The 14,530-nt window shown below is 46.5% G+C and carries 14 protein-coding genes and 1 other annotated feature; all 14 genes read right to left on the bottom strand.

Going from position 1 to position 14,530, the window contains the following annotated elements:
* Positions 1 to 21 precede the first annotated feature (21 nt).
* The gene (gene leuS, locus AC58QC_RS08595) at positions 22 to 2,481 is read right to left on the bottom strand and encodes a leucine--tRNA ligase (RefSeq protein WP_497414783.1); all 2,460 of its coding nucleotides are present in this window, start codon (positions 2,479 to 2,481) and stop codon (positions 22 to 24) included.
* An 82-nt stretch (positions 2,482 to 2,563) separates the two neighbouring features.
* Positions 2,564 to 2,801 (bottom strand) — a binding site (T-box leader).
* Positions 2,802 to 2,872: 71 nt separating this feature from the next.
* Positions 2,873 to 3,634, bottom strand: coding sequence for a class I SAM-dependent DNA methyltransferase (locus AC58QC_RS08590; RefSeq protein ID WP_497414782.1), 762 nt, complete (start codon positions 3,632 to 3,634; stop codon positions 2,873 to 2,875).
* Between the two features lies 1 nt (position 3,635).
* Positions 3,636 to 4,532, bottom strand: a complete 897-nt coding sequence (locus AC58QC_RS08585; RefSeq protein ID WP_497414781.1) for a CvfB family protein — start codon at positions 4,530 to 4,532, stop codon at positions 3,636 to 3,638.
* Positions 4,529 to 4,876 (bottom strand): ribosome silencing factor, encoded by a 348-nt coding sequence (gene rsfS, locus AC58QC_RS08580; RefSeq protein ID WP_028557974.1) that lies wholly within the window; start codon positions 4,874 to 4,876, stop codon positions 4,529 to 4,531. Before rsfS ends, AC58QC_RS08585 begins: the two co-directional genes overlap by 4 nt.
* Before the next feature lie 19 nt (positions 4,877 to 4,895).
* Positions 4,896 to 5,468, bottom strand: coding sequence for a bis(5'-nucleosyl)-tetraphosphatase (symmetrical) YqeK (yqeK, locus tag AC58QC_RS08575; protein WP_497414780.1), 573 nt, complete (start codon positions 5,466 to 5,468; stop codon positions 4,896 to 4,898).
* The gene (nadD, locus tag AC58QC_RS08570; protein ID WP_497414779.1) at positions 5,458 to 6,045 is read right to left on the bottom strand and encodes a nicotinate-nucleotide adenylyltransferase; all 588 of its coding nucleotides are present in this window, start codon (positions 6,043 to 6,045) and stop codon (positions 5,458 to 5,460) included. Before nadD ends, yqeK begins: the two co-directional genes overlap by 11 nt.
* A 13-nt stretch (positions 6,046 to 6,058) precedes the next feature.
* Positions 6,059 to 6,352: a ribosome assembly RNA-binding protein YhbY gene (yhbY, locus tag AC58QC_RS08565; protein ID WP_497263838.1), complete on the bottom strand. Its 294-nt coding sequence runs from the start codon at positions 6,350 to 6,352 to the stop codon at positions 6,059 to 6,061.
* Positions 6,353 to 6,372: 20 nt separating this feature from the next.
* On the bottom strand, positions 6,373 to 7,233 hold the full coding sequence (locus AC58QC_RS08560; protein WP_497414778.1) for a shikimate dehydrogenase: 861 nt from the start codon (positions 7,231 to 7,233) through the stop codon (positions 6,373 to 6,375).
* A gap of 108 nt (positions 7,234 to 7,341) precedes the next feature.
* Positions 7,342 to 8,457, bottom strand: coding sequence for a ribosome biogenesis GTPase YqeH (gene yqeH, locus AC58QC_RS08555; protein ID WP_497414777.1), 1,116 nt, complete (start codon positions 8,455 to 8,457; stop codon positions 7,342 to 7,344).
* A gap of 8 nt (positions 8,458 to 8,465) precedes the next feature.
* Complete coding sequence (locus tag AC58QC_RS08550) at positions 8,466 to 8,960, bottom strand: YqeG family HAD IIIA-type phosphatase (RefSeq protein WP_497414776.1); 495 nt, start codon at positions 8,958 to 8,960, stop codon at positions 8,466 to 8,468.
* A gap of 91 nt (positions 8,961 to 9,051) precedes the next feature.
* Positions 9,052 to 9,828 carry an alpha/beta hydrolase gene (locus tag AC58QC_RS08545; RefSeq protein WP_497414775.1) on the bottom strand — a complete coding sequence of 259 codons (777 nt, stop codon included), beginning with the start codon at positions 9,826 to 9,828 and terminating at the stop codon, positions 9,052 to 9,054.
* Between the two features lie 59 nt (positions 9,829 to 9,887).
* The gene (locus tag AC58QC_RS08540) at positions 9,888 to 12,119 is read right to left on the bottom strand and encodes a transglutaminase TgpA family protein (protein WP_497414774.1); all 2,232 of its coding nucleotides are present in this window, start codon (positions 12,117 to 12,119) and stop codon (positions 9,888 to 9,890) included.
* Positions 12,112 to 13,398, bottom strand: a complete 1,287-nt coding sequence (locus tag AC58QC_RS08535) for a DUF58 domain-containing protein (RefSeq protein WP_497414773.1) — start codon at positions 13,396 to 13,398, stop codon at positions 12,112 to 12,114. The genes AC58QC_RS08540 and AC58QC_RS08535 overlap by 8 nt, the downstream gene beginning before the upstream one ends.
* Before the next feature lie 4 nt (positions 13,399 to 13,402).
* A complete protein-coding gene (locus AC58QC_RS08530; protein ID WP_497414772.1) occupies positions 13,403 to 14,362 on the bottom strand; it encodes an AAA family ATPase in 960 nt (319 codons plus the stop codon).
* Positions 14,363 to 14,530 lie beyond the last annotated feature (168 nt).

Below are 14,530 nucleotides of genomic sequence, written 5' to 3'. Positions count from 1 at the left end.
CAACGTATAAACTTGAAGTTCTTATCCTACAACGATATTGACTAATTTACCCTTCACAACAATCAATTTGCGAACGGCCTTTCCGGCGGTCGCTTCTTTGACTTTGTCGAGTTCAAAAGCCATTTTCTCCATTGCAGCTTCATCTGTATCCTTGGAAATCATGACGCGGTCAACGATCTTTCCATTGATCTGCACGACAATTTCGATTTCATTATCCACGGTCCAAGCTTCATCATATGCTGGCCACGCTTCGTACGTAATGGATTCCACGCCGCCCAATTTCTCCCAAAGCTCTTCTGCTAAATGCGGAGCGATCGGGGAAAGCATTTGCACGAAGTTTTTCATCGCTTCTAGTGGTAGACGTTCTGTTTTGTAAGCTTCATTGACGAAAATCATCATTTGGCTGATCGCTGTATTGAAGCGAAGTGCTTCGAAATCCTCGGTAATTTTCTTGATCGAACGGTGCCATGTACGTTTGAAGGTATCGCTGCCCAGCGTTTCATCCCCGCTTATTCTCGCATTAACCTGACCGTTGTCATCAACGAACAGTCTCCACACGCGATTCAAGAAGCGGTAGATTCCATCTACACCCGTTGTATTCCACGGTTTTGTCGCTTCCAACGGTCCCATGAACATTTCATAAATACGAAGCGTATCCGCACCTTGATCGCTCACGATGTCATCCGGATTCACAACATTGCCGCGTGATTTACTCATTTTCTCCATGTTCTCGCCAAGAATCATCCCTTGGTTAACAAGCTTATGGAAAGGCTCTTTCGTATGAACAAAACCAAGATCGTAAAGCACTTTATGCCAGAAACGCGCATATAGCAAGTGAAGAACCGCATGCTCCGCTCCGCCAATGTAAAGATCAACCGGCAACCATTGCTTTTGCAGCTCATCCGAGCAGAATGCTTGATCATTCTTTGGATCGATGAAACGCAGGTAATACCAGCAGCTTCCCGCCCATTGCGGCATTGTATTCGTTTCGCGGCGAGCTTTCATGCCTGTTTCTGGATCAATCGTATTCACCCATTCAGATACATTGGCAAGCGGTGATTCGCCAGTACCCGAAGGTTTAATTTCATCCACTTGTGGCAGCAACAACGGCAGCTGATCCACAGGAACCGGCTTCATTGTGCCGTCCTCAAGGTGAAGAATCGGAATCGGCTCACCCCAGTAACGTTGACGGCTGAACAACCAGTCTCTCAAGCGATATGTCACTTTGCCGCGGCCTTTACCATTTTGCTCCAACCAAGCGATCATATGGCTGATCCCCTGCTCAATGTTCAACCCATCAATTGGACCGGAATTCACATGCTTGCCATCGCCTGCATAGGCTTCCTTCTCCACGTCTCCGCCTTGAACTACCTCGATAATTGGAAGGTCGAATTGCTTTGCAAACTCCCAGTCGCGTTGATCGTGACCTGGAACCGCCATAATAGCGCCCGTACCGTAACCGCCAAGGACATAATCTGCGATCCAAATTGGCACTTTCGTATCATTAACTGGATTGATTGCGTAGGCACCTGTGAACACACCGGATTTGTCTTTCGCCAAATCTGTACGCTCCAAGTCGCTCTTGCGTGAAGCTTTCTCTTGATATTCTTTAATCGCAGCAACTTGATCTTCTGTCATAATCTGCTGGACAAGCTCGTGCTCAGGCGCTAATACACAATAAGTTGCCCCGAAAAGTGTATCTGGACGTGTTGTGAAAACAGTTAGGCTTTTCTCAGCATGACCTTCAATCGCGAACTGAACCTCAGCTCCTGTTGATTTCCCAATCCAGTTGCGCTGCATATCCTTAATGCTTTCGGACCAATCGAGTTCCTCAAGATCTTCCAGCAAACGCTCCGCATACTCCGTAATTCTCAGGATCCACTGACGCATCGGTTTCCGAATAACCGGATGGTTACCACGTTCACTTAATCCGTCAATTACTTCCTCATTTGCAAGTACAGTTCCTAGCGCCGGACACCAGTTAACTGGCACTTCATCAACGTAAGCAAGTCCTTTATTGTACAGCTGGATGAAAATCCACTGCGTCCATTTGTAGTACTCTGGATCCGTCGTACTAATCTCCCGATCCCAATCGTATGAGAAACCGAGTGACTTAATTTGACGGCGGAAGGTATCGATATTTTTCTTCGTAAATTCTCGAGGGTCATTCCCTGTGTCCAGAGCGTATTGCTCAGCAGGAAGTCCGAACGCATCCCAACCCATTGGATGAAGTACGTTAAAGCCTCTCATCCGTTTGAAACGGGAGACGATATCTGTCGCTGTGTAGCCTTCTGGATGACCTACGTGCAAGCCTGCACCTGATGGGTATGGGAACATATCCAAGGCATAAAATTTCGGTTTATCCGAATTTTCCAGAACCTTAAATGTTTTCTTTGCATCCCAGTACGCCTGCCATTTGGGTTCAATCGCTTGCGGATTATAGCCTTGTTGTTCCTTCGTTTCTTTCAATTCCTGTGTCATGACTTATATGCCTCCTTCAAGTTGCTCTTTCGCTCATGTATGCAAATACGCACAAAAAAACCTCACATCGCTAGCGGATATCGCTAGGGACGAGAGGTATAATTCCCGTGGTACCACCCTAGTTAACACAAGGCGTTCTTCACCTGTGTTCACTCTGCCCCTTAACGCGGGTGAGACGATCCAGCTAGCGCCAACTGATCCGGCGGTTCACCTTCTAGCTCCGAGGCGAGTTCTCAAGACTAACATCTGCCGGCTCACACCCAAGCTCCGACTCTCTGAAAGATGCTGTACAAGGTACTATTCCTCATCTAAGCTTTCCATACAACTGATTAGCTTTGATTATATGTAAAATAATGCCGCACTGTCAAGCCGAGGGCGAATCCCTTTGATATTATTTTTTCGCAATAAAGAAAGCTCGCTCTGTCTTCTCCGTGGGCTTCTCCCATGTAAAGTCAGCAACTTGATGAACCTCGCGGAAGCCTACCTCGATTAGCATCTTTTCCAGCCAATCCAAGGGATACGCTCTTTGTTCATGCGTTTCATCAATACGGCGGAAGGTATCACTTGTGCCGCTGTCCCTGACGAAAATCGTTAAATCATGTTCAATCTGAAGGCGTTCCTCATCTATCTCACTAGTCCATATGTAAGCAACATCGTCTTCATTTAGAAAAAAGGGCTGAGAGTCCGCGTAGGCAAACAGTTGCTCTGGCGTATGTACATCGAAGAGGAATAACCCGCCTGGCTTGAGTCCCGCCAATGTTTGACGGAAAGCAACCACAATGTCCTCTTCCTCTAATAAATAATTAAAACTGTCGCAAAAGGAGATGGCTACATCGACTTCCTCGCCAAGTTCCCATTCGCGTATATCCTGTTGAATCCAGCGAATGGCACCGCCGCGAAGCTGACTCGGTTGTTCACTATGCTTTTGCTCTGCTACGGCTAACATATCCTCGGAGAGATCAATTCCTGTCACCTGCAAGCCTTCAGCAGCTAACGGAATGGTTAAATTGCCTGTCCCGCAGCCTAAATCAACGAGCGTTGTCGGCTTTATTTCAAAGCGTTCAAAGCATTCCCTCACAAACCGCAGCCAGTCTTCATACGGCATGTTGTTCATCAAGCGATCGTACGTATAGGCGAACTTTTCGTAACTCATCTCAGCCTTGCGTCTCCTCTTGTTTCAGATAGGTCCAATCTGCTTCCTGATAGATGAGCCCATCTTTCATTAGCTTTCCTAAAGCACGTTTGAACGCTGCCTTGCTTAGTCCAAATTTATCTTTAATGATATCAGCCTGCGTTTTATCCGAAAATGGCATCGCATTCCCCGGACGTTCACGGAGCACTTCTAGAATACGTTCCGCATCTTCATCGCGTCCTTTTTCCTTTGGAAGCCTCATCGATAGGTTAACTCGTCCATCTTCTTCACGGACGAATGCAATCCTTACATCAACTTGCTCACCTACGCGAAGTAACCGTGTCCGCTCTTGTGGGATGATAAGCCCGATGACACCATACCCAAGGACACCCGCTTCACAAATGACGAAAGTACCCATCTGAAGAGGGCGATAAACGCGTGCTTTGACCCATTGGTTTGTCCAGCTTGACGGAGCTCTTACACATAGCGGAGCCAAGTCTTCTTCAAGTGCCAGCTTCGCAATTAATCGACCTTGACGATCATGAGCAAGCGTCGCGAACACCTTGTCACCTACTTGTGGACGAAGTTCCTCAAGCTCAGGCACATGTCGGTAAGGTAATAGCAAATGCCGACCTAGACCCATCTCTAGGAAATAACCGAACCGCGGATGAATATCAACAACCTCTAGAAGCCCCACATGACCCATGGTCAGCAACGGTTTCTTCATGGTCGCCATGATCCGATCCTGCGTATCGTGGAATAAGAATACTTCCACTTGGTCTCCCGGACTAATTCGATTCCCTACGATTTCCGCATAAGGCAGCAGAAAATCCTGATAGCCATCACTCAGGAAAAAACCGTTAGGTGGAACTTCCCTTGCTACCTCTAGGGTAACAAGGGATCCTGCTTCCATTCTCATACGCGCTCCACAACTTTGGCATCAGACCAAAGTCTTTCGATATTATAGTATTCGCGGTCATCGCGATGGAAAACGTGGAGTACGACGTCCCCTAAATCAAGCAGTACCCATCTTGCCGTATCAACACCTTCAAAACCTCGAATATGAACGCCATGCTCATGTGCTTTTTTACGAGCCTCACCCGCAATAGCTTGAACTTGTGTTTCCGAATTCCCGTGACAAATAACAAAATAATCGGCGATTAGGGATACACCTTTCAAATTCAGGCTTACGATATCTGCCGCTTTTTTGTCTTCCGCTGCCTCAACAACGAATGCTAATATTTCTTCTGGGTTTTTACTCATGCAATCATCCTCCATGTCATTAGGTGTGTATTTGGATTTGTGCCAATAAATCGTTCCGTGTCAAAATTGTTAGTGGATAAATGCGCTTTCCTTTGGATAACAAGAAATGGATGGTGGAGTCAAAGCCGGCGATCAACGCGCGCTCTAGACTCGTCTTAGCGAGTTCACGAATAACCTCGACACCTGGGAAATCACGCCCCGGTTCCATATAGTCCGCCAAACAAACGATTTTGTCGAGCTGCGTCATCTGTTCACGTCCGGATGTATGATAGCGGATCGCATCCAAAATTTCCTCATCGTCGATACCAAACTGCGTCTTCGCGATAAAAGCGCCTGCATGTGAATGCCACAGCTCCTTATCGAAAGCTAACAAGTCTTGCGGTAAATCGTTCTCACGAATAATACTAGCTTGCTCCTGAATAGGCCAATACTTGCAATAGTCGTGCATAATCGCTGCGACATCTGCTTTGACCGCATCTCCGCCAAATCGTTCAGCCAGCATAACGCTCGTTTCCATCACACCAAGTGTGTGCTGCCAGCGCCGTTCAGGCATTTGCTCCTTCACCGCCGCCATAAGGTCTTCACGTTTCATATAAGCGATTCACCTCCATGAACTGCCCTACCTTATCTGGCACAAGATACCTGACGGGATCCTTAAGTTGCCTAAGCGCCCGAATAGCTGTCGAAGAAATCTCAACGAGTGGCATCGGTACCAACTTCACCCGATTACGAATACGCTCGGGAAGCTGCGTCAGATCCAGCTCATAACCAGGTCTGGCTAATCCAATAAAATGAATATGCCGCACGATGTCATCGATACGATGCCACTGCGGCAAATACTGGACCATATCGGCACCAATAATATAAGTGAACGCGATGTCCGGATACTGCGATTTCAACAGTTCGATCGTATCGATACTATAGGATACGCCGCCTTTGTTAATTTCGATATCGACAGGACGAAAAAAAGGATTGCCTTCCGCAGCAAGGCAAACCATCTCCCAACGCTGCTGGCTTGTTCCCTTTGGGGCATTAGGCTTATGAGGCGGAACGTTGGCAGGCATCAGCCACACCTCGTCCAAGCCCCCTTCTACCCTCGCACGTTCAGCTGCGATTAAATGACCGGTATGAATGGGATCGAATGTGCCTCCCATAATTCCGACAAGCATACATCCACCTCATTTAGCGCGGCAGTTCAATCTTCTTATTGTCACGCGATTCTTTGTATAGCACGACGATCTTCCCGATAACCTGAACAAGCTCTGCGCCAGATTTCTCGGATAATTCAGCTCCGACCTCTTGACGATCTTCACCACTGTTGTTAAGTACCGTAATTTTGATCAATTCACGAACTTCAATTGCTTCTTGGATGTGACGAATCAAATGCTCGTTCACGCCACCTTTACCTACTTGAAAAATTGGATCTACATGGTGCGCCAAAGAGCGCAAATATCTTTTCTGTTTGCCTGATAACATGGATGTCCCTCTATTCATTCTTATTCAGTTAACGACTGTTCTACCACCTGTCTCATCGCCTCAACCGGCGCAGGGGTACCCGTCCAATACTCGAAGGCATATGCGCCTTGATAAATAAACATGCCGAGCCCGCCATGAATGCGAGCCCCTATAGCTTCCGCTTCACGAAGAAATCTCGTGATGCGTGGATTGTAAATAAGATCACTTACTAGGTGGTGTGGTCGAAGCAGATGAAGCGGTAAAGGAAGCTCATCCACATTCGGATGCATACCAGCCGACGTGGTGTTGAGCACAAACTCAACGCTATCCACCACGTTGTCAAGCTCATCCATTCCTAAACCAACGGTTTCGGTGAATGCGCCTATTGTAGCAGCAAGCTCCACGGCACGCGCTTTGGTACGATTCGCAATATAAATACAGCTCACGCCTTCTTTGGCCAAGGCATAGGCCACACCTCGTGCTGCGCCGCCTGCGCCGAGAAGAAGAACGCGTTTCCCTTTGAGCTCAATGCCTGTCTCTTCCTTCAAGGATCGCACATAACCAATCCCATCGGTGTTGAAACCTTTGAGCTTGCCCTCTTCATTCACGATGGTATTGACAGCACCAACAATCATAGCCCCTTCATCGATCTCATCGAGGTAGTTCATAACATCTACTTTATGTGGAATAGTAACATTCACTCCGCGGTAACCTAGCGCCCTAATTCCCCGAACTGCGTCTCCAAGCTCTTCAGGCTTAACGTGAAAAGCGGCATAAACGCCATTAATCCCCGCTTCTTGAAAAGCGCGATTCAGCATGATCGGAGAACGGGAATGCCTAATTGGATCCCCGAATACCCCGTATAGTACCGTATGGCTGTCGATTGTCCGAAGTTTCTCCATGATCTCCCCATGTCTCCCCGAAATAAACGGCTACGAAGTCTGTAAAGGACGACGCGTTTATCAGAAATATAGCCGATTAATAATGTGAAACTTATTCTTTCTAATATTTTAAATCAATGACTCCCGTGTAATCACTTTAATACCTTTCGGAGCGTGAACAGCGAGCTGTGCACCAGCCAGGCTATTTACTTTAATCCAGCCTAAACCTGAGATCAGCACGTCCATCTGTTTCCCCTTCGGAATGTGCAGCGGATGTTTAACCAGCTTAGGTAGCTCGTCCAAATCCGCTTGTTGCGGCGGCGTCAGCATGACACCTTTGTGTTCTTCATACAAGTTATCCGCTCGATCCAGCTTCGTGCGATGAATTTGAATCGCATTCGACGTATAGCAAGTAAATGATTGATGCTCACCTTGGATAAAATCAAAGCGAACGAGCGCGCCAAAGAATAACGTCTGTGCTTCATTAAGTTGAAATACCATTGGTTTGAGCGGTTTATCCGGCATTAGCGGTGTTAAATCACGCTTCTTCACGACCTCAGTCAGACGATGCTTGTACACAATCCCAGGCGTGTCAATAATAAATTTGCCGTCATCAAGCGGTATTTTGACGAGATCGAGCGTAGTTCCCGGATATTGCGATGTCGTTAATTCCGCTTCCAAATCACTGTAATCACTGATAAGGCGATTAATTAACGTCGATTTCCCTACGTTCGTTGCGCCAACTACATACACGTCCATGTTGCCGCGGTACTCTTGTACAGCCGAAATAACTCGGTCGAAGCCCATGTTTTTCTTCGCGCTGCACAGCACGATATCAACAACCTTGAGGTTCTCTTCCTTGACTCTGCGCTGCACCCAGTTGATAATCTTGTTGGCATTCGTTACTTTCGGCAGTAAATCAATTTTGTTTACCACGAGCAGAACGGGATTATTGCCAATAAATCGGGCAAGCGAGCTAATCATACTGCCTTCAAAATCAAAAATATCCACGATTTTCACGACTAACGCCTTCGTTTGACCAACATGTCCTAATAATTTCAGGAAGTCGTCCTGTTGAAGGGTAATGCTCGAAGACTCATTATAATGCTTAATCCGATAACAGCGCTGGCAAATCAAAGGTTCCTTTTGCAAGGCAGCCTCTGGAATAAAGCCAAGCTTACTTTTGTCTTCTTTTTGCAGCTGAATGCCGCAACCCGCACAATGTTGTATTGTTTCTGTACTCATGAAACCTCCTATTTCTTCATCCTTGCTACTGCCCATTTCTCAATCAGACGATTCACTCGCGTGAACAAGCCTTCATCTTTTCTTGAGATAGGTTGAACTAGGATCGTGTATAGCCCCATTCGATTGCCGCCAAGTACATCTGTCAGCATTTGATCCCCGATAACAGTGGTCTGTCGCGCATTCGTTCCAAGCAGCTTCATCGCTTTATGGAAGGAAGCATTCGTCGGTTTTTTGGCACGGTGAATAAACGGAATGCCCAGCGGCTTTGCAAAGGTCGACACCCGGTTATGATGGTTGTTCGACACAATGACAACTTTGAAGCCGATCTGCTGCAAATGATTCAGCCATTCTATTAACTCTGGCGTCGCATGTGGATCGCGTGCACCGACAAGTGTATTATCAAGATCCGTTATAATTCCGCGAATACCGAATCCCCACAGGTGATTGGCATCAATATCATAAATTGTATGAACAGACTGTCTGGGTACAAGCTTTTTCAGCAAACAAATTCCCTCCAACTGCTTCCTTGACATATACGTGAAACTATACCATAGTGCCTCGTTTGTTGCAAAAAGAAAAGAACATATTTTCCCACTAGGTCCTCGCTGGCAATGGCAACCAGTCTAAAACGCTTTGAATTTTGCGATCCCAGTAGCCCCACTCATGTGTGGCAGACTCTTCTTCATAGGTGATTTGCAACCCCTGATTTCGGCAATGATCACGGAACCGAATATTATCCTCATACAGGAAGTCTTCCGTGCCACAGCATTGATAGAGCTGCGGTTTTTCTTGTTTACTAGCTACAAGCTGGTCTGTGAGATAAAACAAATCATTCGGGCTGTCTTTTATCGTAGATACGTCACTGAAAATCAATTGAAAATCAGCTGGAAAGGCAGTAGCTCTCCTAACAATATCAACCGCACCCGACAAGCTAGCCCCCGCTGCATATCGCTCGGGATGCGAAAGAGCTAGCTTCATGGCACCATATCCGCCCATCGAAAGGCCGGCTACATAGTTCAACTCTCGCGCTTCCGCTAAAGGAAAGAAGGATCTCGCTACTACAGGTAATTCTTCACTTATAAATTCCCAATACTTTGGACCTGAGGCCATATCAGCATAAAAGCTGCGGTTCACTGCTGGCATAACAACGGCAATACCGAGCCCAGAAGCATATCGCTCAATGGAGGTTCTACGCATCCAAATCGTATGGTCATCGGACAAGCCGTGAAGTAAAAACAATGTTGGGTGCTTCCCCCCATAAGCATGTGAAGCTAGTCCAATTTGGCTTTTGGCAGCTTGAGGCAAAATAACATGCATGGAAGCCGCAACACCAAGGGATTCTGAGTGAAAATGACAATCGATAAATGCCATAAAAAAGATCTCCTCTCATAGGAAACCACCCTCCTTATTTGGAGAGTGGCTTCGTTTTCTCATTTTATTTGTTCTTTTACACGAATAATTAATTGATTCGCTTGTTGATATTCGACTTCAGACACGGCTATTTGACTGTATTTCGCACGTTCAAACAGATCAATTAAAGCGTCCAACTCTTTCTTCAACCACTTACTCTGTGTTGACCATCTTGTTGTGGCTTCACGCACCGTTTCATATTCGTGTCTCGTGTAACCTTTTCGACGGCAGGCACGGAGCATTCTTTCAAATTCAACGATAATTTTCTGATTGAAATTCACGACCTGCAGCCGTTTCCTCCGAGCTCGCCAGTTCCTCCAGGCTTCACTTCTCATGAAGAAGAATACAGCGACTGCTAGAAGACCTACGACTACTACACTGCTCAGTGTCAGCCAGAGCCATGTGAAGCTCGGCGCTTCTGTCGTTTCTTCAGGCAATGTGCTCGTTTCGGTATCTGTTGTTAAGTCTTCGAGGACTGGTGCTGCTTCTGGGAATACATTGGGCAGCGTGAAGCCCGAGGTTGGTTCAAAGGATATCCAGCCAAAGCCATCAAAGTACACTTCTACCCATGAGTGGGCATCCGAGTTACGAATGGTATAGGCACCAGCACCATCCATATCAATTGTGGCTCCTAACGCACCTAAGATCCCCTGCTCCCGAATCTCATCGGTGATCGATGAGGCACCCGAGGAATAACCTTTCACCCAGCGCGTTGGCAACCCAATGGACCGCGTGAGCACAGCCATTGCTGTCGAATAGTAATCGCAATACCCTTGCTTCACTTCGAATAAGAAGCGATCTACAAAGTCCTTGCTTTTCCCCTTCGTCTCATCCGGCGTATTCGTATAAGGATACTGCTCGGATAAATACTTCTCGATCAGCTTCGCTTTATCGTAAGGATTCGTCGCTGACTTGGTAATATCAAGAGCAAGCTGCTTCACTCGCGCAGGCAAATCAGCAGGTACTTGTAAGTACTCCGCCCATTCAGGCTTGCTTGTATAGTCTTGCTCGGTTTGCCGAAGTAGATCTTCCTCAAGAATCGGCTCTTGTACAACAATCGAGTAGTCTTTGGGATAATTACTTCGTCCAGTGAAGCGAAGTTCAGATTGTCGCGGTGACCAAATGAAACGCTGGAATGGGTTTTCACCTTTATTAATATCTACGATTTTCTGAATGGCGTATCCCCCGAATAATACTGGGAACACCTCTTCACGATCCATCACTACACTTTGGGTGACTTCCTGCGTTTTTAATTGCGATACATTAAACCGTGGATCCAAAGGTAACGGATTCAAATTCACCCGATACACAGGTAATCTCTTCTCCGTAGGCCCGAGCTCCCATCCTTTCCCGTTATACATGGATCTGGTTTCACCACGGAAATAGGTGCGTTTACTCGATTCAACTGTCATCACCGGTGTGTAATCAAACCGAAAGCCACCGCCGAGTCGGGTATCATCACGGCTATAGCCCGATGAGGCATCAGCCGTCGAAGTCGCAATACTAACCCCTTTGCCAAGTAACGGCACCGTTTCCCCACGACTCACTTTCCAAGCTGTGTAAGGATCGGTCAGAATCGGATTTACCGTTGGAGCGAATACACCAGCCAAAGCAATTACGCCAACCAAAATGAGGATAGGAACGGTAAAAGAAGACGGATAATCGGAAATCGTCTCCCAAACATCTGGCGCTTTTTTCTTCAGCTGTGAAAAATGTCTCACAATGAGTAGGAGAAATCCGCAAAGCAGGATCATCGCCACTTGAGGCCATAGAAAAATCATACTGAACGAATCACGTACGGCAAAAAATAAAATGCTGACAAATATAAGAACGACAATCCGAAATTTCGATTGGACGGACCACATCGCGAACAAATAAATAATCCACGTGCCTATACTAAACCAAATGTACGGCTCAAGTTGACCCGCATTGAGGCCAATTAGGCGCAGCGCCTCTTTCCAGGTTGTGATATGAACAGGTTTGAATTCATAACCCATTCCCAAGCCATGAAACCAGATAATGAGTACGAATTGGAGAAACCCGCGCCAGCCCGTTTTAATTTTCGGAATACAATAAGTCGCCGTAATGAGGACCAGCGTCCATGTCACGAAGGAAACCGTTTCAGAAAGCCATAGGCCATCTTCTTTCATTATCCAAATCACAAACTGATAGAGGAAGATACCAATAAATATCGCTGACACGCGCAGCGCCCAATCCTTAAGAAGAAGTCTGCTCCACCATGTGTTAGGCATACCGTTTCGCCCCTCCCAGAAGGTTAGGCAAGTCTGTTAACTGACTTACCTCATACCCCATATAGCCTTGTGAGCGAATCGCTTTAATGTAATCCTCAGGCTTGGACATTGGTTCCACTTCCTGAGACCCAAATATTTGATCTGCCTGGGTATGAATCCAAATATGGCAGGGCTTCATTTGGAGAAGCGCCATTTGCTGAAACATTTGCAGCATGCTGCTTCCTTTTTGCGGAGAAATGAGCACAATTAAGCTGCCTGCGGGCCAATCCTGCGAGCGTTCCTTCAGGATCTGGCTAAGAGATTGAAAACCATCCGCATCTACGCCCACGAGATGTTTAACAACTTCCTTATAATGATGCTGCGTATGCTTCGGTTCAAAGTAAGTAAATTCCTTACCGATCGATAGTAAGCCCAGTGACATTTCGCGTCCTGTTCCATAACGGAACAAGGAAGCAGCAACCGACACGGCAAGTTCAAATTCAGCCTCATCTCGGTACGCACGCGCAGTTCGGTCTAGTAAAATAATGGTTTTCGGCAAGGATTCACGTTCGAACTCCTTCGACTTCCATGTTCCTGTCTTAGCCGTAGCATTCCAGTGAATGCGTGAAAGACGATCACCATAAATGTACTCACGAACACCATTAATTTGCGTTGTTTCCCGATGTGCACTAGTCGTCGTAGAGTTGTGCTGCATCCCTTTGAGCATTTGATGAAATTGCGCCCATTCACGGATTGTGACGGTTTGCGGATACACGGTAATTGGCTGCTGCAGATCCAAACGACTCTTATGCTGAAAAAAGCCGAAAATATCTTCCGTCAAGCACTCAGTCTCCCCGAAGCGGTAATAGCCTCTTCGGAGTGGTGGCGTGCTATAGGTGAACTCGCCTCGACGCTTCCAATCCGGCACGATAGATCCTTCGAATACAGATTCATCGCCATTTTGACGTATGAGCTGATCCGTGATCATCAGGTAAGGAACCGGCCAATACCCTGGTATTTGCACACCGATCTGAATTTGCAGGGATTGTCCTGCCTCGAGTTTAGCCTCTAAGCCTGTATTCGTAAGCTTGCGAGTCGCCTGCGTGCGTTTGATGCCGCTCCAATTCCCTGAAAGCAAATACACAGTTAGAAACGTCATCATAATGAATAACATGGAGGCCAGCTTTCCACCTTGAAAAAGCATGAAGAACAAGCTTGCCACCAAACAAGTTAAAAGTAGCCATAATGCTGCCGGGAACCGGGGAAGCTCCCCGAATCGTTTAAATACCGGTCGTTTCATAGGCTCACTTCTCCAATCTGACCGGAACCCGTACTTGCTCAAAAATTGTAGCGAGCACAGAAGCAATACTAATGCCATCCATACGCGCTTCCATTTGAAGGATCATACGGTGACCCAGTACAAAAGGAGCTAAATATTTAATATCATCCGGGATGACATAATCACGACCATGTAAGAAGGCATACGCTTTGGAGGCTAATACTAACGAGAGTGTAGCCCTCGGACTCGCCCCAAGGAAAACAGCGTGATGCTCCCTTGTTTTTCTCGAAATGGTAACTAAGTAATCCGCAACGGCTTCATCCATATGTACATGGCGAACCTGCTCTTGGATCTCAAGCACTTGCTTGGTATCGACAATGGCATGTAAGGCTTCCATGGGATGAACTTTGCTTTGGGATGCAATCATCATTTTCTCAGCAGCTTCACTTGGATAGCCTAAGCTCAGCTTGATCATAAAGCGATCTAATTGGGCCTCTGGTAATGTATATGTACCTTCAAAATCGATAGGATTCTGAGTTGCTAACATCAGGAACGGTGAAGGGAGTTCATGTAAATCACCATCTACCGTAATATGCTGCTCTTCCATCGCTTCAAGTAGGGCTGATTGTGTTTTCGTCGTTGCCCGATTGATTTCATCCACCAGCAAAATATTGGTCATAATCGGCCCCGAGCGGAATAGAAACTTCTCTTCTTTGGGGTGATATATAGATACGCCAGTGATATCCGTTGGCAATAAGTCCGGGTTACATTGAATACGGCGGAATTGCCCGTTTATGGATTTCGCTAGCGCTTTAATGAGCACCGTTTTACCTGTTCCTGGAACATCCTCTAGCAGAACATGACCACCGGCCAACATCGCAGTAAGCAACAATTCAATTTCAGCGCTTTTGCCAAGAATACATGATTCTAAATTTGCTTTCAGCCTAGCTAGTACTTCTACATGATGCTGAGTGGCAGTTTCCATGTGTTGATCCTCCTTAGAGTTTTCGAAGAAAACTTTCTTCGTAAGCGTGTACTGAGTTTTGCTGAGTATTCACGAAAAAACTTGTATGCGTAAACATTACCAATTTGGGTTTATACGCTTCATCTTCCGTTTGGCTCAGAAAGTGAGAAAAATGTATTAAATCTAGTT

The sequence above is a fragment of the Paenibacillus sp. J22P51 genome, from assembly GCF_059692215.1.
The sequence above is the reverse complement of the archived record's forward strand: the minus strand, read 5'-3'. Positions and strand labels throughout refer to the sequence as shown.

Excerpts from the sequence above, each read along its gene's own strand:
- leuS (WP_497414783.1), bottom strand. The coding sequence starts at position 2,481 with ATGACACAGGAATTGAAAGAAACGAAGGAACAACAAGGCTATAATCCG.
- AC58QC_RS08590 (WP_497414782.1), bottom strand. The coding sequence starts at position 3,634 with ATGAGTTACGAAAAGTTCGCCTATACGTACGATCGCTTGATGAACAAC.
- AC58QC_RS08585 (WP_497414781.1), bottom strand. The coding sequence starts at position 4,532 with ATGAGAATGGAAGCAGGATCCCTTGTTACCCTAGAGGTAGCAAGGGAA.
- rsfS (WP_028557974.1), bottom strand. The coding sequence starts at position 4,876 with ATGAGTAAAAACCCAGAAGAAATATTAGCATTCGTTGTTGAGGCAGCG.
- yqeK (WP_497414780.1), bottom strand. The coding sequence starts at position 5,468 with ATGAAACGTGAAGACCTTATGGCGGCGGTGAAGGAGCAAATGCCTGAA.
- nadD (WP_497414779.1), bottom strand. The coding sequence starts at position 6,045 with ATGCTTGTCGGAATTATGGGAGGCACATTCGATCCCATTCATACCGGT.
- yhbY (WP_497263838.1), bottom strand. The coding sequence starts at position 6,352 with ATGTTATCAGGCAAACAGAAAAGATATTTGCGCTCTTTGGCGCACCAT.
- AC58QC_RS08560 (WP_497414778.1), bottom strand. The coding sequence starts at position 7,233 with ATGGAGAAACTTCGGACAATCGACAGCCATACGGTACTATACGGGGTA.
- yqeH (WP_497414777.1), bottom strand. The coding sequence starts at position 8,457 with ATGAGTACAGAAACAATACAACATTGTGCGGGTTGCGGCATTCAGCTG.
- AC58QC_RS08545 (WP_497414775.1), bottom strand. The coding sequence starts at position 9,828 with ATGGCATTTATCGATTGTCATTTTCACTCAGAATCCCTTGGTGTTGCG.
- AC58QC_RS08540 (WP_497414774.1), bottom strand. The coding sequence starts at position 12,119 with ATGCCTAACACATGGTGGAGCAGACTTCTTCTTAAGGATTGGGCGCTG.
- AC58QC_RS08535 (WP_497414773.1), bottom strand. The coding sequence starts at position 13,398 with ATGAAACGACCGGTATTTAAACGATTCGGGGAGCTTCCCCGGTTCCCG.
- AC58QC_RS08530 (WP_497414772.1), bottom strand. The coding sequence starts at position 14,362 with ATGGAAACTGCCACTCAGCATCATGTAGAAGTACTAGCTAGGCTGAAA.